Source organism: Geodermatophilus sp. SYSU D00703 (assembly GCF_054050155.1).
In genome coordinates, this window is sequence record NZ_JBJGYU010000001.1 from 198,540 (window position 1) to 215,312 (window position 16,773).

Consider the following 16,773-nt stretch of genomic DNA (forward strand, 5'->3'; position numbering starts at 1 on the left):
CACGGGGTCACCCGGACGCGGCGGACCCACCGTCCTCCACGAGAGCGACCGAGGTGATCCGGTGGACGGCGAAGGTGCGGCTCTCCCCGCGGCGCTCGTCGTACCCCTGCAGGTACCCACCGGCCAGGGACACCGGCTGCACCACCCGCTGGCTGCCGCTGCCCTGCGCGTCCACGTAGCCCAGCCACACCGGCACGCCCTCGCGGACGGCGCGGGACAGCAGCTCGAGCGTGCCGGCGGTGGTCACCCCGGGCACCTGGCGCACCGCCTCGCCGCGGCGGGCGGCGAGGGCGGCGTCGCCCGCGCGGATCTCGCGGACGGTGGCCTGCACCTCCTCGCCGGTGAGCGGCCGCGGGGCCTGCGGGGCGGCTGTGCCCGGCCGGCGGCCGGCGGCGCGCGGCCGGGCCGGGGGCCGGGTGAGGACGGCGCCGCCCGGGGACTCGCCGGCCGGCGCGTAGCCCGCGGCGCGCAGCACGGTGAGCACCTCGTCGGCGCCCAGCCCGCTGACCAGCACCCCGGGGGCCAGGCGGCGCAGCTCCGCCTCCGCCGTCCGCCGGTCGTTGAGCACCTGGGAGAGCAGCCCGTGGTCGTCGGAGCGCACGTAGCTCTCGATCGCCCCGACCCGCAGCCGGCCGTGCTGGCGGGCGACGTCGTCGACCAGGTAGTCCAGCGCCTGGGGGACCGGCGTCCGGGAGGCCCGGGCGAGGAACTCGTGCAGGTCGGTCGCCGACCACCCGGAGTCCAGCGCCCGCCGGACGCTGCCCTCCGACACCCGGAACACCGTCGCCCCGCCGGAGGACTCGACGTCGGCGACGACGGCGAGGGTGTCGGCGAGCTCGGCGACCAGCGGCCCCGGGGCGATCAGCGACAGGTCGGGCTGGGCGAGCACGTGGTCGACCGGCTCGGGCATCAGGCCGCGCACGCCATCGGCGGCGCCGTCCTCCCCGCCGGCGAGCAGGCCGCGGCCGCCGGTGGAGAGCACCCCGCCGACCAGCACGCCCAGCCGGGCGGCCTCGGCGAGCAGGTCGGGCACCGGGGCCAGCCGGTCGGCCCGCCGCGGGGTGCGCCAGCGCAGCAGTGCGACCAGGTCGTCGGGAGCCAGTCCGGAGCCGGGCGGGTACTCGGCGAGCGCGGCCAGCGCCGAGCGGCGGATCGCCGGGGCGGTGTGCCGCACCAGGTCGGGGGAGAGGGCGTTGACCGCCTTGCCCGACACGTCCCGTTGACCGGCCAGCGCGGGCAGCCGGACGGCGTCCAGCCAGCCGGCGGCGAGCGCGGCCCACCGGTCGGGGAGGTCCTGCTCCCTCCAGAGGTCGTAGGCCCGGGTGGGCAGCCACTCGTCGCGGTGCGGCCCCCCGACGTCGAGCAGCCCGGCGACGTGGGCGAGCTCCAGCAACCAGCCGGCCTCCGGCTCGGGGACGTGCAGCGCGCGGGCCAGCCGCTTCTGGTCGCGGACGCCGATCCCGCCGCTGCGCAGCAGCCCGGCCGGCTCCTCCTCGAGCAGGACCAGCAGCTCGCCGACCCGGCCGATGGTCTCCAGCGCGGCGCCGGCGGCCTGCCGGTCCACGACCGCCGGGTCGCGCTCGACGGTCGCCGGCTCGGGGCGCACCCGCGGCGGGCCGTAGGGGCGGCCGCCGCGCAGGGCGAGCCCGACCTCGCGCGGCAGCTCCACGTTGAGCGCGTCGATCCGGGTGAGGAGGCCACGCTGCAGCAGCCGCCGGGCGGGGGAGGAGGCGGTGCCGGGCGTGTCGGGGAGGTGGCCGACCGGGCGGTCGCCGGCCAGCCGATCCAGGACCTCGCGCTCCTCGGCGGGCAGCTCCCCGAGTGCGGCGGGGAGGTCGGCCGGCAGGGTCAGGCGCAGCTCGGCCGCCCGCCGGCCCAGCCCCGCCGGGTACCGGACGGCGCGGCGCACCGGGTCGGGGGCGTGCAGGACGTCGTCGCCCCACAGCAGCGCCCGGCCGGTCAGCCGATCGAGCGCGGTCCCCACGACGTCGTCGGGCACCTCGGGCAGCGCGCCGGGCAGCTCCGCGGCGTCCACCCCGTCGGCCACGGCCAGCAGCACGACGTCGAGCACCTGCAGGGTCGCGGCGTCGAGCTCGTCGAGGGCGCGGTCGACCGACACCGGCACCGCCAGCCGGCTGGCGAGGGCGACGACGTCGGAGGGGGCCGGCCGGGCGACGTCGGGGCGGGCGGCCAGCAGCGCGGCGAGCTGCTCGTCGCTGCGGGTGCGCAGCCAGGCCGACAGCGTGGCGGGGCGTTCGGCAGGCATCCGGTCCACGTTACGTCGGCCTCGCGACCGGGTCCCGCCGACGACCGTGCAGCCGTGGCCGGACGTCGTCCGCGTGGCCGTGCAGCGGTGGCCGGACGTCGCCCGCGCGGGTGCGCCAGCATGGCGGGGTGCACCCGGCGGCCGAGGACCCCCAGACCCAGGCGGCGCTGACCGGCTACCAGGCCGGCGCGTGGCGCTGGCTGGCCGGCGGGGTGATCGCGGTGGTGCTCGGTGTGCTGCTCGGCGCCGCCGCGGTCGGCATCTTCGAGGACTCCGGCCGACGCGTGCCGGGCGCCGGGCTGGTCGTCGTCGTGCTCGTCGTCGTCGGCACCGTGGCGGCCGTCGCCGGCGCCGGGGCGCTGGTCCGTCACCAGCGCTGGCAGCGGGCCCTGCGCCGGGTGCCCTGGCAGCGCGGAGTGCTGCGCGCCGCCGGCCCGGCAGTGCTGGCGTTCGAGCCCGAGGGCTACGACGAGACCGATCCCCACGCCGACCCGGTGCGGCTGCGGCTGGCCAGCACCGCGGTGTGGCGGGCGCGCGCGGTGCAGCAACTGCGCGACGTGGAGGTCCGCGCCGCCCCCGTCGGGCCGCGCGAGTGGGTGCTCACCGCCGACGGGCTGCCGACCGTGTACGGCGCCCGGGTGACCCGCCGTCGTACGGCTCCCGGGGCCCGAGGGGCGTAGTGCGTGCGTTCGGGGTACCGCTTCCGAGAAGATGTCCCCCGACGCGGCACCACGCGGTGTCCGCACCAGAGCAACGGAGGCAACGGCGAGATGGCCAAGCGGAAGACCAAGCACGCGCACCTGGTGGAGCCCACCTGGGGGCAGTCGGTGGACGGTGGCCCGCCCCTGACCGAGCTCACCGCCGAGCCGGCCGGCCCGCTGTCGCCCTTCGGTGAGGACCACGACTTCCCGCTGCCGGTCAACCGCCTCCGCTACGCGCACCCGACCGACAAGCCCAACCGCGCCGGCGTGCAGGTGGTCAACCGGTGACCGCCCCCGCGCTGCCGTCCTACAGCAGCGGGACCTCCACGGTCCCCCTGCTCGGTGACACCATCGGGGCGAACCTCGACCGGACGGCAGCGCGGGTGGGCGACCACGAGGCGCTCGTCGAGTGCGCCACCGGTCGCCGCTTCACCTATCCGCAGTTCGTCGCCGAGGTCGACGCGGTCGCCCTCGGCCTGGACGCGCTCGGCGTCGGCAAGGGCGACCGGGTCGGCATCTGGGCGCCCAACTGCGCGGAGTGGGCCTTCGTCCAGTTCGCGACGGCGAAGCTCGGCGCGATCCTGGTCAACATCAACCCGGCCTACCGCACCCACGAGCTGGCCTACGTGCTGCAGCAGGCGGGCATCTCGGTGCTGGTCAGCGCGCCGTCGTTCAAGACCAGCGACTACCGGGCGATGGTCGAGCAGGTCCGCGACCAGTGCGCCGACCTGCGCGAGGTGGTCTTCCTCGGCTCGGCGGAGTGGGACCAGTTGGTCGCCACCGGCCGGGACGGCGACCGGGGCCTGCTCGCCGAGCGGGAGACCCAGCTGTCGGCCGACGACCCGATCAACATCCAGTACACCTCGGGCACCACCGGCTTCCCGAAGGGCGCCACGCTCACCCACCACAACCTGCTCAACAACGGGTTCTTCGTGGGCGAGGGCTGCGGCTACACCGAGGCCGACCGGATCTGCATCCCGGTGCCCTACTACCACTGCTTCGGCATGGGCATGGGCAACCTCGCGGCCACCAGCCACGGCGCGACCATGGTCATCCCCGCACCCGGCTTCGACCCGGCGCTGACCCTGCAGGCGGTCCAGGACGAGCGGTGCACCTCGCTGTACGGCGTCCCGACGATGTTCATCGCGGAACTGGCGCTGCCCGACTTCGGCACCTACGACCTGTCGAGCCTGCGGACCGGGATCATGGCCGGCTCGCCGTGCCCGGTCGAGGTGATGAAGCGGGTCGTCGCCGAGATGGGCATGACCGAGGTGACCATCTGCTACGGCATGACCGAGACCTCACCGGTCTCCACCCAGACCGGCGCGGACGACGACCTCGACCGGCGCACCTCCACGGTCGGCCGGGTGCACCCGCACCTGGAGGTCAAGGTCGTCGACCCCGATACCGGGCTGACCGTCCCGCGCGGCACCCCCGGCGAGTTCTGCACCCGCGGCTACTCGGTGATGCTCGGCTACTGGAACGAGCCGGAGAAGACCGCCGAGGTCATCGACGCGGCCCGGTGGATGCACACCGGCGACCTCGCGGTGATGGACGACGAGGGCTACCTCAACATCGTCGGCCGGATCAAGGACATGGTCATCCGCGGCGGCGAGAACGTGTACCCGCGGGAGGTCGAGGAGTTCCTCTTCACCCACCCGGACATCATCGAGGCCCAGGTCATCGGGGTGCCCGACGAGCGCTTCGGTGAGGAGCTCATGGCCTGGGTGCGGCTGCGCGAGGGCGCCGCGGAGCTGACCGTCGAGGCGCTGCGGGAGTTCTGCAACGGCAAGCTGGCCCACTACAAGGTCCCGCGGTACCTGAAGATCGTCGACGGCTTCCCCATGACGGTCACCGGGAAGGTCCGCAAGGTCGAGATGCGCGAGGTCTCCATCGAGGACCTCGGCCTCCAGGCCGCCGCCGCCGTCAAGAACGCCTGAAGAAGGACCCCCTGCCCCCACCGCTCGCAGGCTCGCGGCGGGACCCTGCAGGGGGTCCTCAGGTGTGGGCGCAGGGGACGACGAGGGCGCGGTGGTCCGACAGGGGCAGGCGTACCGCCTCGGCCCGGCCGGTCGCGGTGACGGGGCCGCGGGCGAGCACGTGGTCCAGCTGGCGGGTCGGTGTGTCGATCGGGAAGGTCGGGGCGCCGGTGCCCAGCGGCCGCAGACCGCTCACCCGCACCGCCTGGGGCGCCTGCATGTTCAGGTCGCCCATGAGGACCAGCGGCTCCCGGGTGCCGGTGAGCGAGCGCACCAGCTTCGACAGCTGCAGCGCGCCCCAGCCCGGCACGAACGACAGGTGCGTGTTGCACACGGTGAACTGCCCCGCCGGCCCCTCGAGGACGGCGGCGACGGCGACCCTCGGCTCGTCGCCCACCATCTTCGGCCGCGGCGCCCCGCGGAACCACACCGGCACCCGGCTGCGCAGCGCCGGCAGCCGCACGACCCGCCAGGACACCACCGGGTACCGGGACAGCAGCGCGATGCCGTAGGTCGCCGACCCGGGCTGCTCGTCGCCGGTGGCCGCCATCCAGGTGCCCCCCGGCGTCCCGTGCAGCGCCGCCACGAACTGGGAGTCCACGGCCCCCATCGCCTCGGCCGCGACCGCGGTGAGGTCCGCGCCCATCGACCGCGGCTGGTCGCGGTCGACCTCCTGCAGGCCGAGCACGTCCGCGTCGAGGGTCTTCACCGCCGTGGCGAGCCGCTCCACGTCGACCCGGTCGTCGACGGGGGAGCGGCCGTGGAGGATGTTGAACGTCGCGATCCGCACGCAGGCTCCTGTGCCCCGGACGCCGCCGTCCACACCGCCACGTTCCGACGACGCAACGTCGGGTAGCAGGTACGGCGTGCAGCCGTCGGACCGGGAAGAGATCCGTGACCTCCTCAAGCGCGTCGCCGTGGCGCTGAAGCAGGGCGACGTGCCCTTCGCCCTCTGCGGCGGGTACGCGGCGTGGGTGCGCGGCGCCCCGGAACCGGACCACGACGCCGACTTCCTGGTGCCGGCGGCGGAGTCCGAGCGGGCGGCCAAGGTCATGGCCGAGGCGGGCCTGGAGGTCGTCGACCCGGCGGAGGACTGGCTGACCAAGGTGGTGCAGGGCAACTCGTTCGTCGACGTCCTGTGGCGCACGTGCGGCGCCCCGGTCGAGATGGACCTCATCGAGCGCGCCGAGGAACTGCCCGTGCTGTCGGTGCACATGCCCGTCCTCGAGGCGACCGACATCCTCGTCACCAAGCTCATGGCCCTCGACGAGCACTACTGCGACTACTCGCGGCTGCTGCCGGTGGCCCGTGCGCTGCGCGAGCAGGTCGACTGGGACCGCGTGCGCCGGGACGTGCAGGCCAACGACTTCGCCGTGGTCTTCCTCGTCCTGCTCGACCGGCTCGCGGTGGTGGAGCAGCCGGGCGACGCCGGCTGAGCGTCGCGACCTGCTCGGCCGCGTCGCGGGGGCGGCCCGAGAGGGGGCGCTCGACGGCGGGGGCGGCGACTAACCTGGGCACCGGCGGCCGTCCGCGCCGCCACCGTCCTCCCGGCCCGCGCCGGGTCCGCCCCCGACCGACTGAGGGATCAACGTGCCCACCGGCAGAGTCAAGTGGTTCAACCCGGAGAAGGGGTTCGGCTTCGTCTCCCGCGAGGACGGTCCCGACGTCTTCGTGCACAAGGACGCGCTGCCGGCCGGGACGAGCGAGCTCAAGCCGGGGCAGCGGGTGGAGTTCGGCATCGTCGCCGGCCGTCGCGGTGACCAGGCGCTGCAGGTGCGCGTGCTCGACCCGCTGCCGTCGGTGGCGGCGGCGCACGCGGAGCGGACCCGCAAGAAGCCCGACGAGTTGGTCCCGATCATCGAGGACCTCATCAAGCTGCTCGACGACGTCTCCAACGGCCTGCGCCGAGGTCGCCACCCCGACCGGCAGGTGGCCCGCAAGGTCGCCTCGGTGCTGCGCGCCGTCGCCACCGACCTGGAGCACTAGAAGGACCACCCTTCCCCCCACGCCTCGCCCGCGCAGGCGGAGGGTCCCTGGAGGGTGGCCGTTCCAGCACGTCACCAGGCTCGCGGCGAGCCTCTGGACGGGGCCGGCCCCGGGGTCAGTCGGCGGGCGCGCCTTCGGGGGTCGCGGTCGCCGTTCCGCCCTCGGAACCTCCGCTGCGGAAGAAGCCCATCGGCCAGGCCCCGCTGAAGCCCCCGCACTCCTCGCCGGCGTCCTCCACGACGACCAGGTAGAAGGCGGGCGGGACGACGTCGTCGGAGTTGATCTCGTCCAGGACCGCCGCGCCCTGCTCGACCTCGACCTCCCCGAGCTGCTCCTCCAGCCGGTCGTCGAAGACCTGGACGCTCCAGCCCCGCTCCGCCACCGCCTGCGGCACGGTGATGCGGATCGTCGTGTCGGTGGGCACCTCGATCCTCGGCGGGGTCCGCTCGTAGCGCTGTCCCTCGCCGTCCAGGCAGTACTGCGAGGGCGCGACGTCCACCTGCTGCGTGCCGGCCTGGACGACGACGTCCGGCGGGCCCTCCGGCTCGGCGGAGCCGCACCCGGCCACGCCGGCCAGGAGCACGAGGGGGACCGGCACGGTGCAGCGCCTCACGCCGGTCCCACCCGGTCGGGGACCGCGACCGGGGACGGCCCGGGTGCGGGGCGGCGGCGGGGTCCCCACAGCACCAGGCCCATGGCCAGCACGAGCAGACCGGCCGCCACGGTGAAGCCGATCCACCCGGTCGGCGGCAGGGCGATGCCCAGCGCGCCGCCGGCCACCCAGGCCAGCTGCAGCGCCGTCTCGGAGCGGGCGAACGCCGACGCGCGCAGGCTCTCGGGCACCTCGCGCTGGATGATCGCGTCGAGGGCCACCTTGCCCAGGGCGTTGGCCACCGCCGCCACGCCGGCGACCAGCGCGGCCATGGGCAGGCTGAAGAAGACCGCGGCGACGACGGTCACCGCCGCCGCGGTGCCGGCCGACCACAGCACGATCGGGTCCGGGGCGACGCGGTGCAGCCGGGAGCCGACCGCGGTGCCGACCACGCTGCCCACGCCGGCGGCCGCGGCGATCGCGCCCAGGGCGACGGTGGCCTGCCAGCCGCCGTCGACGGTCGCCTGCACCAGGAACGCCGAGAAGATGGTCAGGAAGCCCCCGAGGCCGCGCAGGGCGGCGTTGGCCCGCAGCGCCAGCACCACCCGGGGGTTCACCGGCCGGCGCCGACGGCCGGGGACCACCACCGGCACCGGCGCGGTGGTGAACACGTCGGCGGGCAGCTCGCCGGTCGGGACGTCGACGTGGCCGGGCAACCGCACCGCGAGGACCGCGCCCGCCGCGAACACCACCGCGGTGGCCCACAGCTCCGGCGGGAACCCGAACGCCCAGGCCAGCCCGCCCCCCAGGCCACCGAACACCGCCGCGGTGAGCAGCCCGAACACCGACGTCCGGGAGTTGGCCGAGGTCAGCGACATTGCGCCGGGCAGCACCCGGGGGACGACGGCGGCGCGCAGCACGTTGTGCGCCTTGGACAGCACCAGGACCCCGAGCGCCGCCGGGTAGAGGACGAAGTCGTCGTAGTGCGCGGCCATGACGAGCGCGAGCACCGCCCGGCCCAGCAGGCTGGCCGCCATCGCCCAGCGGCGGCCGCGCTGCAGCTTGTCCAGCAGCGGCCCGATGACCGGCGCGACGACGGCGAACGGCGCCATGGTCACCAGCAGGTAGAGGGCCACGTTGCTGCGCTGGGCGTCGGTGGTGGCGGCGAAGAACAGCGTGCCGGCCAGCGACACCGCGACCATCGCGTCGCCGGCCATGTGCAGGGCGTTGACCCAGAGCAGGTGGGTCAGGCCGCTCTCGCCGGCGCCGTCGGCGCGGCTGGCCGTGCGCACGCGGCGCACGGCCGCGCCGGTCAGCTCCCGGGTGCGGACGGCGGCGACCCGGGTGACGGTCAGCTTCCGTGGCGACGTCGGTGCGGACGGGGGAGCGCCGTCCGGCGGCCGGCGCCCGGAGGGCGGGAGGACGGCGGTCGGCGGCCGGTCGCCGCCCGGGGCAGGGCCGTCGGACCAGGGCGGCGGTGCGGACGGCTGCGGCCGCGTGGCCGGCCGGCCCACGTCCAGCGGGGTGGTGTCCATGCCTTCCGCGCCCGGTGGCAGCGGGTGCCGGCGCGGGGCGCCGCGGCGGGCACCGAACGGGCGGGAGCTGGGCACCGGCCCATCGTGCCGCACCATCCTGGACGCGCGGTCGGAGCAGGTGCCCCGTGCCGACCGGGGTGTCGTCGCGTCAGGGACACTGGTGTCGTGGCCGACTACCTCCACCCCGCCGGCGCGGGGAGCGATGTGCTGTCCGCGGCGGTCGAGCAGGCGCGGGCCGCGGCGGTCGAGACCGCGGGCTCGCCCGACCTGGTCGGCGAGCACCTGGGCGTCTCGGCCGAGCCGGTGGCCGCCGACGTCGACCCGGCGGCGCTCGGCGAGGTCGCCACGCACTCCTTCGCCAGCGCGGTGCCCGGGTACGTCGGCTGGCACTGGGCGGTCACCGTGGCCCGGGTGCCCGGCGAGGACGCCGTCACCGTCGACGAGGTGGTCCTCCTGCCGGGCGAGCAGGCGCTGCTGGCGCCGGCGTGGGTGCCGTGGCACGAGCGGCTCCGGCCGGGCGACCTGTCCGTCGGCGACGTGCTGCCCTCCACCGAGGACGACCCGCGGCTGGTCCCGGCCTACACCACCGACGACGACGCGGACGACGACCCGCAGGGCGCCGTCGTCGCGCGGGAGGTCGGGCTCGGCCGGGAGCGGGTCATGTCACCGCAGGGGCGCAGCGAGGCGGTGGCCCGGTGGAACGCCGGCGACTTCGGGCCGCGCTCGGCGATGGCCCGGCACGCGCCCGGCCCGTGCGGCACCTGCGGGTTCTTCCTCCCGCTGGCCGGCTCGCTGCGGTACGTCCTCGGCGCCTGCGGCAACGCGTACGCCCCGGCGGACGGGCGGGTGGTCACCGTCGACTACGGGTGCGGCGCGCACAGCCAGGCGACGCTGGTGGCCGACGAGGCGACCGAGGTCGTGACGTCGGCCCGCTACGACACCGGAGCCTTCGACCTGTTGACCGACTGAGGTCGGCGAGCTCCTCCGACGAGCGGGGGCGGGGAGGCCCTTCCTCAGTCCTTGCGGCCGATCTGGCCCTGCAGGCGCATGATCGCCAGGCCGACGCCGGCCAGCAGGATGCCCGCGACGCAGGTCCAGGTCCACACGCGGTCGACGCGGTCGCCGAGCAGCAGCAGGACGACGAGGGCGATCGTCCACAACGCCGTCCCGACCAGCACCACGCGGACGGTGTCCACCTGCAGGGGAGGCGGGGCCTGTCTGGTCGGGGCGGGCACACCCCGACCCTAGGCCCCCGGTGTCCGCCCCGCGGGCACGTGGTGGAAACGTGGGTGTGGCACGCTGTCGCCGCTCGTTGCAAGCTGCACCTGTCGGCCGGCGTGCTTCCCCCCGCCGCCGCCTGCCCACCCCCGCTCGTGGAGTCCGTGATGACCGACAAGTCCCGCCCCTCCGGGGGCAACGCCACCGCGGGGAACGGCAGCAACGCCACCGCGGCGCACGGGGGCACGCCCGCCGACGTCGCCGCGGCCCGGACGCCCCGCCGCAGTGAGGGGCCGCGGGTGCGGCCGAAGAACGGGCTGGACCGCTACTTCGGCATCAGCGCCCGGCGCTCCACGGTCGCCCGCGAGGTGCGCGGCGGCCTGACGACGTTCTTCACGATGGCCTACATCGTGGTGCTCAACCCGATCATCCTGTCCGGCGCCGACGTCACCGGGACCTCGCTGCCCTTCGCCTCGGTCGCCGCGGTCACCGCGCTGATCGCCGGCGTCATGACGATCGTCATGGGCATCGTCGGCCGGTACCCCTTCGCGCTGGCCACCGGGCTGGGCATCAACGCGATCGTCGCCGTCTACGCGGCCACCCAGCTGTCCTGGCCGGAGATCATGGGCCTGGTCGTGCTCGAGGGCCTGCTGATCACCGTCCTGGTGCTCACCGGCTTCCGCAAGGCGGTCTTCGAGGCCATCCCGCCGCAGCTGAAGACGGCGATCGCGGTCGGCATCGGCTTCTTCCTGACGATCATCGGCCTGGCCGACGCCGGCGTGATCCGCCCCGGCAACCCGCTGATCAGCTTCGGGATCAACGGGCAGCTGGCCAGCTGGCCGCTGCTGGTCTTCGTCGTCGGCCTGCTGCTTACCAGCGTCCTGGTGGTGCGCAAGGTCAAGGGCGCCCTGCTCATCGGCATCGTCGTGGCCACCCTGCTGGCCATCCTCATCGAGGCCGTCGCCCAGGTCGGCCCGCGCTTCGCTGCCGGCGGCGCCGAGAACGCCCGCGGCTGGGCGCTGCAGGTGCCGACCCTGCCCGACGACGTGGTGAGCGCCCCCGACCTGTCGCTGGTGGGCGACTTCTCGCTGTTCGGCGGCTTCGAGCGGATCGGCGTCATCGCAGCGCTGCTCATCGTCTTCTCGATCATGATCGCCGACTTCTTCGACACCGTCGGCACGGTGACCGCCGTCGGCGCCGAGGGTGACCTCCTCGACGAGAAGCGCAACCTGCCCCGGTCGCAGCCGGTCCTGCTGGTGGACTCGCTCGCCGCCGCGGCCGGTGGCGCGGGCAGCGTCTCGTCCAACACCACCTACATCGAGAGCGCCTCCGGTGTCGCCGACGGCGCCCGCACCGGCCTGGCCAGCGTGGCGACCGGCGTCCTGTTCCTGCTGGCGATGTTCTTCACGCCGCTGGTCCAGGTCGTCCCCTCGGAGGCGGCGGCGCCGGCGCTGGTGATCGTCGGGGCGCTGATGATCAGCCAGATCCGGCACCTGGAGTGGGACGACATGTCCCTGGTGATCCCGGCATTCCTCACCATCGCGTTCATGCCGTTCACCTACTCGATCACCAACGGCATCGGCGCCGGCGTGATCAGCTTCGTGCTGCTGCGCGCGGTGACCGGTCGAGCTCGCCAGATCCACCCGCTGATGTGGGTGATCACGGTGCTCTTCCTCGTCTACTTCGCCCTGGAGCCGCTGCAGCAGCTGTTCTGAGCCACGGGCCGCGGGTTCATTAGCTAGGCTGACTATCGTGGGTCGGACGACGCTGGACACCGCGGCGCTGGCCCACGACCTGCGGCTCGCGGTCATGCGGTTCTCCCGCAGGCTGCGCAACCAGCGGGTCGACCAGTCGGTCACCCTCACCCACCTGGCCGCGCTGTCCACGCTGCAGCGGCACGGCCGGATGAGCCCGGGCGAGCTGGCGGCGCACGAGCGGGTGCAGCCGCCGTCGATGACCCGCGTCGTCGTGGCGCTCGAGGGGATGGGCCTGGTCACCCGCAGCCCGCACCCGACCGACGGCCGCCAGGTGGTCATCGAGCTGACCGCGGCCGCCGAGGAGCTGCTCGCCGTCGAGGCGCGGGCCCGGGAGGCGTGGCTGGCCGGCCGGCTGCAGGAACTCACGGCGGAGGAGCGGGCGGTGCTGCGCGAGGCGTCGGCGATCATGGACAAGCTGGCGAGTGGGTGAGCGACCGAGCTGACCGCGGAGGGGCGTTCCGGTCGTTGCGGGTGCGCAACTACCGGATCTACGCCTCGGCCAACCTGGTGAGCCTCACCGGCACCTGGATGCAGCGGATCGGCCAGGACTGGCTGGTCCTGCAGCTCTCCGGCGACAGCGGCGTCGCCCTGGGCCTGATCACGGCGCTGCAGTTCGGCCCGACCCTGCTGCTGAGCATGTACGGCGGCGTGCTGGCCGACCGGTACGCCAAGCGGCGGATGCTCGTCGCCACCCAGTCGCTGATGGGGCTGCTCGCCCTGGTGCTCGGCGTGCTGGTCGCCGCGGACGGGATCGCCCTGTGGCACGTGTTCGTGCTCGCCGGGGGTCTGGGCGCGGTGTCCGCGATCGACGCGCCGGTGCGGCAGTCGTTCGTGTCCGAGATGGTCGGGCCCGAGTACCTGGCCAACGCCGTCAGCCTGAACTCGACGATCTTCAACGGGGCACGGCTGGTGGGCCCGTCGATCGCCGGGCTGGTCATCGGGGCGGCGGGCGGCGACACCGCGCCGGCGTTCCTGGTCAACGCCGCGAGCTTCGCGTTCACCATCGGGGCGCTGCTGGCCATGCGGGCCGACGAGCTGCACCCGAGCCCACCGGTCGCGCGGGGGAAGGGCCAGCTGCGGGAGGGACTGCGCTACACCTGGGCCCACCCGGACCTGGTGCTGGCCATGGGCCTGGCGTTCGTCCTGGGCACCTTCGCCTTCAACTACCAGGTCACCATCGCGCTGATGGCCCGCGAGGCGTTCGACCTGGGGGCGGAGGCCTTCGGGCTGCTCTCCACCTGCTTCGCCGTCGGGTCGCTCTCCGGCGCGCTGCTGTCCACCCGCCGCAGCACCCGGCCGCGGCAGCGGTTCCTGGTCGGCGCGGCGATCGTGTTCGGGCTGCTCACCATCGCCTGCGGCCTGGTGCCCGGGTACTGGGCCTTCGCGGCCCTGCTGGTGCCGACCGGGGCGGCCGGCCTGGTGTTCAGCGTGGCCAACAACAGCTTCGTGCAACTCGGGGTTGACCCCCAGATGCGCGGCCGGGTGATGGCGCTGTACTTCATGTGCTTCATGGGGGGCACGCCGCTGGGCGCGCCGGTCGTCGGCTGGGTCTCCGAGCACCTGGGCGCCCCGTGGGGGCTGATCCTCGGCGGGGCGGTCGCGGTGCTGGCCGGGCTCGGCGCGGCCGCCTGGCTCGCCCGTGGCCGGCGGGTGCGCCTGGAGGCGCGGATCTCGCCGCCGCGGCTGCAGCTGCACGTGGGTCCCCGCGCCGCCGCCCCGTCGGTACCGGTGCGCACGGCGGCGGAGGCCGCCGCCGGGCAGGCCCCGGGCCGGCCGGCGGCGCACGACTGACGGGCGTGACCGACCGGGCCCGCGGACGTACGGTGTCGCCACGCGCCCGTCGAGTCGTCCGCGGAGGCGGCATGGCTGCACAGCTGCTCCACCTCGGGTCGATCGTCGCCGGGGTGGTCGGGGCGGTGGCCCTGCTGGGGTGGCTCGCCCGGTTGGTGTTCGGGTCCGCACGGCTGCCGGTGCGCCGATCGCCGCGGGAGGAGCCGGCGCCGTCCTCCCGCCCGATCGAGGTGGTCGCCGCCGACCTGCGCCGGCTGGCCGGCCAGCTGTCCCGGGTGCCCGCCGGTGCGCCGATGGCCCGGCGGCGCGGCCTGCAGGCGGCCTACGACGACGTCCTGGTCGAGGCCGCGCGGGTCCTCGAGGTGCCGCACGCGCTGACCGAGCGGCCCCCCGGGGCGGCCCGGGACGCGGAGCGGCTGCGCCTGCAGACCGCCCTCGCCGACGCCGGACTGGTGGTCCGCCGCTGAGCACCGCGGACGCCGCACCGCGGGGACACCGGCTGTTCTTCGCCGTCACGCCGCCGCCCGCGGCGCGCGCCGACCTGGACGATGCGCTCGAGCCGCTGCGCGCGTTGCCGGGCGGGCCGCGCTGGACCGTCCCCGAGCGCTGGCACCTGACCCTGCTGTTCCTCGGCAGCGTCCCCGAGGAGACCGTGGCGCCCCTGGTCGAGGCAGCCGGCCCCGCCGTGGCGGCCACGCCCCCGCTCACGCTGCGCCTGGCCGGAGGCGGCCGGTTCGGCTCGCGCCGCCGTCCCTCGGTGTGCTGGGCCGGCGTCGCCGGGGACGGCGAGGTGCTCAGCGCCCTGGCCGGCCGGCTGGCCCGCGTGGCACGGCGGTTGCGGCTGCCGGTCGAGGACCGGCCGTTCCGGGCTCACCTGACCCTCGGCCGCTGGCGTCCCGGCCACCCCGGCGACGGCGACCTGCCCGACCGGTTGGCCGACTACCGCGGCCCGAGCTGGCCGGTGACCGAGGTGGAGCTGTGGGAGAGCCACCTCGGGCCCACGCCCCGCTACGACCGCCGGGCGGCCTGGCCGGTGGTGAGGTGATGGAACGGTCCTGCTGCAGGGGCCCGCTGCGAGCCTGGGAGTGGGCGGAGGGCAGCGGGGTCCTTCACCAGGCGTACTCCAGGGGCGCCGGCCGGTACCCGGGGAAGACCTCGTCGAGGCGGGCCAGCTGCGCCTCGTCGAGGGAGACCTCCAGCGCCGTGAGCGACCCCTCGAACTGCTCCATCGTGCGCGGGCCGACGATGGGCGCGGTGACCGCCGGCCGGTGCAGCAGCCAGGCGACGCCGACGTCCGCCGGCGCCAGGCCCCACTCCCGGCAGGCGTCCTCGTAGGCCTGCAGCGCCGGCCGGTGCCGCTCGATGCGCTCCTCGCGGGACCGCCGGCGGTCGCCGCCCTCCTGGGCGAGGACGCCGGCCAGCAGACCGCCCGCCAGCGGACTCCACGGGATGATCCCGACGCCGTAGTGCTCGGCCGCGGGCAGCACCTCGAGCTCGACGTGCCGGGTGAGCAGGTTGTAGTGGGACTGCTCGCTGACGAGGCCGAGGGAGTGCCGCCGGGCCGCCGCCTCGTTCGCGGCCGCGATCTGCCAGGCGGCGTGGTTCGACGAGCCGACGTAGAGGACCTTGCCCTGGGCGACGAGGGTCTCGCAGGCCTGCCAGATCTCCTCCCACGGCGTGGCGAGGTCGACGTGGTGGAACTGGTAGAGGTCGATCCAGTCGGTCCGCATCCGCCGCAGCGAGGCCTCGCAGGAGCGCACGAGGTTGCGGGCGGAGAGGAAGGTGTCGTTGGGCCAGTCGGTCATCGAGCCGTACACCTTGGTGGCGAGCACGGTCTTCTCGCGCCGCCGGTTCCCCTGGGCGAACCAGGTGCCGAGGACCTCCTCGGTGCGACCCTTGCCGGCGTCGAATCCGTAGGTGTTCGCGGTGTCGAAGAAGTTGACCCCGGCGGCGTGCGCCCGGTCCATGATCGCGTGCGCGTCCGGCTCGGCGGTCTTCCAGCCGAAGTTCATGGTCCCGAGGCAGAGGCGGGAGACCGACAGGCCGCTGCGTCCCAGGTGCGTGTACTCCACGGGGGACCACCCTGGCAGTCTCGGGACCGTGCCGCAGACCGACCCCGGGCCCTCCCGGTTCGACGCCGCCACCGCCGTCACCCGCGTCGAGGGCGAGGGACTGGTCGCCGAGCTCGACCCCGGGTGGGACGTCGGTCCCGGTGTGCTCAACGGCGGCTACCTGCTCGCCGTGGTCGCGCGGGCGGCGCTGGCTGACAGCCCGCACCCGCACCCGGTGGCGCTGTCGGCGAGCTTCCTGCGGGCCACCGCTCCCGGCCGCGTCTCGCTCGCGGTCACCCCCGGGCCGACGGGCCGCACACTGGCGCACGCCGCGGTGGTCCTCGCCGGCGCCGACGGCCCGACGCTGTCGGTCCAGGCGACGACGGCGACGCTCACCGACGAGCCGCCGGCGTACTCCGCCGCCCCGCCGCCGGAGGCCACGCCCGTGGAGCGGTGCCTGCCCGCCGTGGACGACGACGCGGCCGCGGCGGCACGGCTGCCGCAGGTGGGTCTGCGCTCGCGGGTGCACACCCGGCTGGACCCGGTCACCGCGGGCTGGGCGACGGGGAGCCCCGGCACCGAGCCGGTGGTGCGCGGGTGGGTGCGCCTGGCCGACGGTCGCGAACCCGACCCGCTCGCGCTGCTGCTCTTCGCCGACGTCCTCCCGCCGACCAGCTGGGCCCTGGGCCGGATCGGGTGGGCACCGACGGTGCAGCTGCAGGCGCTGGTGCGCGCGCTGCCGGCGCCGGGGTGGTGCCTGGTGGAGGCCCGGGCGAGCGAGGTCGCCGGCGGCTGGCTCGACGAGGACTACCGCATCTGGGACGCCACCGGTCGGCTGGTCGCGCAGAGCAGGCAGCTGGCCCGCCTGCCGCGCTGACCGCGGGTAGGCGCTGGGCG

Annotated in this window: 18 protein-coding genes; 12 read left to right on the top strand and 6 right to left on the bottom strand. The window is 75.4% G+C overall.

The window, feature by feature from the left end; genetic code table 11:
* Positions 1-7: 7 nt before the first annotated feature.
* Positions 8-2,266, bottom strand: a complete 2,259-nt coding sequence (locus ACI782_RS01000) for a helicase-associated domain-containing protein (protein ID WP_456905169.1) — start codon at positions 2,264-2,266, stop codon at positions 8-10.
* A gap of 128 nt (positions 2,267-2,394) precedes the next feature.
* On the opposite strand from ACI782_RS01000, the gene ACI782_RS01005 reads away from it, so the two are divergent.
* The 3 genes from ACI782_RS01005 to ACI782_RS01015 all read left to right on the top strand — a co-directional run bounded on the left by ACI782_RS01005 (position 2,395) and on the right by ACI782_RS01015 (position 4,907).
* Positions 2,395-2,946 carry a hypothetical protein gene (locus ACI782_RS01005; protein ID WP_456905171.1) on the top strand — a complete coding sequence of 184 codons (552 nt, stop codon included), beginning with the start codon at positions 2,395-2,397 and terminating at the stop codon, positions 2,944-2,946.
* Positions 2,947-3,036: 90 nt separating this feature from the next.
* Positions 3,037-3,255 (top strand): hypothetical protein, encoded by a 219-nt coding sequence (locus ACI782_RS01010; RefSeq protein WP_456905173.1) that lies wholly within the window; start codon positions 3,037-3,039, stop codon positions 3,253-3,255.
* Positions 3,252-4,907: an AMP-binding protein gene (locus ACI782_RS01015; protein ID WP_456905175.1), complete on the top strand. Its 1,656-nt coding sequence runs from the start codon at positions 3,252-3,254 to the stop codon at positions 4,905-4,907. Before ACI782_RS01010 ends, ACI782_RS01015 begins: the two co-directional genes overlap by 4 nt.
* 58 nt (positions 4,908-4,965) lie before the next feature.
* Here the strand turns inward: ACI782_RS01015 and ACI782_RS01020 are convergent, their stop codons facing one another.
* Positions 4,966-5,736 carry an endonuclease/exonuclease/phosphatase family protein gene (locus ACI782_RS01020; protein WP_456905178.1) on the bottom strand — a complete coding sequence of 257 codons (771 nt, stop codon included), beginning with the start codon at positions 5,734-5,736 and terminating at the stop codon, positions 4,966-4,968.
* Between the two features lie 76 nt (positions 5,737-5,812).
* Here ACI782_RS01020 and ACI782_RS01025 point away from each other — a divergent pair, with 76 nt between their 5' ends.
* Both ACI782_RS01025 and ACI782_RS01030 read left to right on the top strand, forming a co-directional pair.
* Positions 5,813-6,382, top strand: coding sequence for a nucleotidyltransferase family protein (locus ACI782_RS01025; protein WP_456905180.1), 570 nt, complete (start codon positions 5,813-5,815; stop codon positions 6,380-6,382).
* A 154-nt stretch (positions 6,383-6,536) separates the two neighbouring features.
* On the top strand, positions 6,537-6,932 hold the full coding sequence (locus ACI782_RS01030; protein ID WP_456905182.1) for a cold-shock protein: 396 nt from the start codon (positions 6,537-6,539) through the stop codon (positions 6,930-6,932).
* Positions 6,933-7,047: 115 nt separating this feature from the next.
* Here the strand turns inward: ACI782_RS01030 and ACI782_RS01035 are convergent, their stop codons facing one another.
* Both ACI782_RS01035 and ACI782_RS01040 read right to left on the bottom strand, forming a co-directional pair.
* The gene (locus tag ACI782_RS01035; protein ID WP_456905184.1) at positions 7,048-7,530 is read right to left on the bottom strand and encodes a DUF2771 family protein; all 483 of its coding nucleotides are present in this window, start codon (positions 7,528-7,530) and stop codon (positions 7,048-7,050) included.
* Between the two features lie 11 nt (positions 7,531-7,541).
* Positions 7,542-9,134, bottom strand: a complete 1,593-nt coding sequence (locus tag ACI782_RS01040) for an MFS transporter (protein ID WP_456905186.1) — start codon at positions 9,132-9,134, stop codon at positions 7,542-7,544.
* A gap of 90 nt (positions 9,135-9,224) precedes the next feature.
* Between ACI782_RS01040 and ACI782_RS01045 the strand changes: the two genes are divergently transcribed.
* Entirely contained in the window at positions 9,225-10,028 is an 804-nt protein-coding gene (locus ACI782_RS01045) for a DUF3027 domain-containing protein (RefSeq protein ID WP_456905188.1), read from the top strand.
* A gap of 44 nt (positions 10,029-10,072) precedes the next feature.
* Here the strand turns inward: ACI782_RS01045 and ACI782_RS01050 are convergent, their stop codons facing one another.
* Entirely contained in the window at positions 10,073-10,294 is a 222-nt protein-coding gene (locus tag ACI782_RS01050) for a DUF2530 domain-containing protein (RefSeq protein WP_456905190.1), read from the bottom strand.
* Positions 10,295-10,444: 150 nt separating this feature from the next.
* Here ACI782_RS01050 and ACI782_RS01055 point away from each other — a divergent pair, with 150 nt between their 5' ends.
* The 5 genes from ACI782_RS01055 to thpR all read left to right on the top strand — a co-directional run bounded on the left by ACI782_RS01055 (position 10,445) and on the right by thpR (position 14,870).
* Positions 10,445-11,992: an NCS2 family permease gene (locus ACI782_RS01055; protein ID WP_456905192.1), complete on the top strand. Its 1,548-nt coding sequence runs from the start codon at positions 10,445-10,447 to the stop codon at positions 11,990-11,992.
* A gap of 37 nt (positions 11,993-12,029) precedes the next feature.
* Complete coding sequence (locus ACI782_RS01060; RefSeq protein ID WP_456905194.1) at positions 12,030-12,464, top strand: MarR family winged helix-turn-helix transcriptional regulator; 435 nt, start codon at positions 12,030-12,032, stop codon at positions 12,462-12,464.
* The gene (locus tag ACI782_RS01065; RefSeq protein ID WP_456905196.1) at positions 12,461-13,825 is read left to right on the top strand and encodes an MFS transporter; all 1,365 of its coding nucleotides are present in this window, start codon (positions 12,461-12,463) and stop codon (positions 13,823-13,825) included. The genes ACI782_RS01060 and ACI782_RS01065 overlap by 4 nt, the downstream gene beginning before the upstream one ends.
* A gap of 71 nt (positions 13,826-13,896) precedes the next feature.
* Positions 13,897-14,292, top strand: a complete 396-nt coding sequence (locus ACI782_RS01070; RefSeq protein WP_456906119.1) for a hypothetical protein — start codon at positions 13,897-13,899, stop codon at positions 14,290-14,292.
* Between the two features lie 32 nt (positions 14,293-14,324).
* Positions 14,325-14,870 (top strand): RNA 2',3'-cyclic phosphodiesterase, encoded by a 546-nt coding sequence (gene thpR / locus ACI782_RS01075; RefSeq protein WP_456906103.1) that lies wholly within the window; start codon positions 14,325-14,327, stop codon positions 14,868-14,870.
* Between the two features lie 64 nt (positions 14,871-14,934).
* Here the strand turns inward: thpR and ACI782_RS01080 are convergent, their stop codons facing one another.
* Positions 14,935-15,897 (bottom strand): aldo/keto reductase, encoded by a 963-nt coding sequence (locus ACI782_RS01080; protein ID WP_456905198.1) that lies wholly within the window; start codon positions 15,895-15,897, stop codon positions 14,935-14,937.
* A gap of 28 nt (positions 15,898-15,925) precedes the next feature.
* On the opposite strand from ACI782_RS01080, the gene ACI782_RS01085 reads away from it, so the two are divergent.
* Positions 15,926-16,753 (top strand): thioesterase family protein, encoded by an 828-nt coding sequence (locus tag ACI782_RS01085; protein WP_456905200.1) that lies wholly within the window; start codon positions 15,926-15,928, stop codon positions 16,751-16,753.
* Positions 16,754-16,773 lie beyond the last annotated feature (20 nt).

Bases quoted from the DNA above. Each gene is read 5' to 3' on its own strand.
- ACI782_RS01000 (WP_456905169.1), bottom strand. From the start codon at position 2,266: ATGCCTGCCGAACGCCCCGCCACGCTGTCGGCCTGGCTGCGCACCCGC.
- ACI782_RS01010 (WP_456905173.1), top strand. From the start codon at position 3,037: ATGGCCAAGCGGAAGACCAAGCACGCGCACCTGGTGGAGCCCACCTGG.
- ACI782_RS01055 (WP_456905192.1), top strand. From the start codon at position 10,445: ATGACCGACAAGTCCCGCCCCTCCGGGGGCAACGCCACCGCGGGGAAC.
- ACI782_RS01070 (WP_456906119.1), top strand. From the start codon at position 13,897: ATGGCTGCACAGCTGCTCCACCTCGGGTCGATCGTCGCCGGGGTGGTC.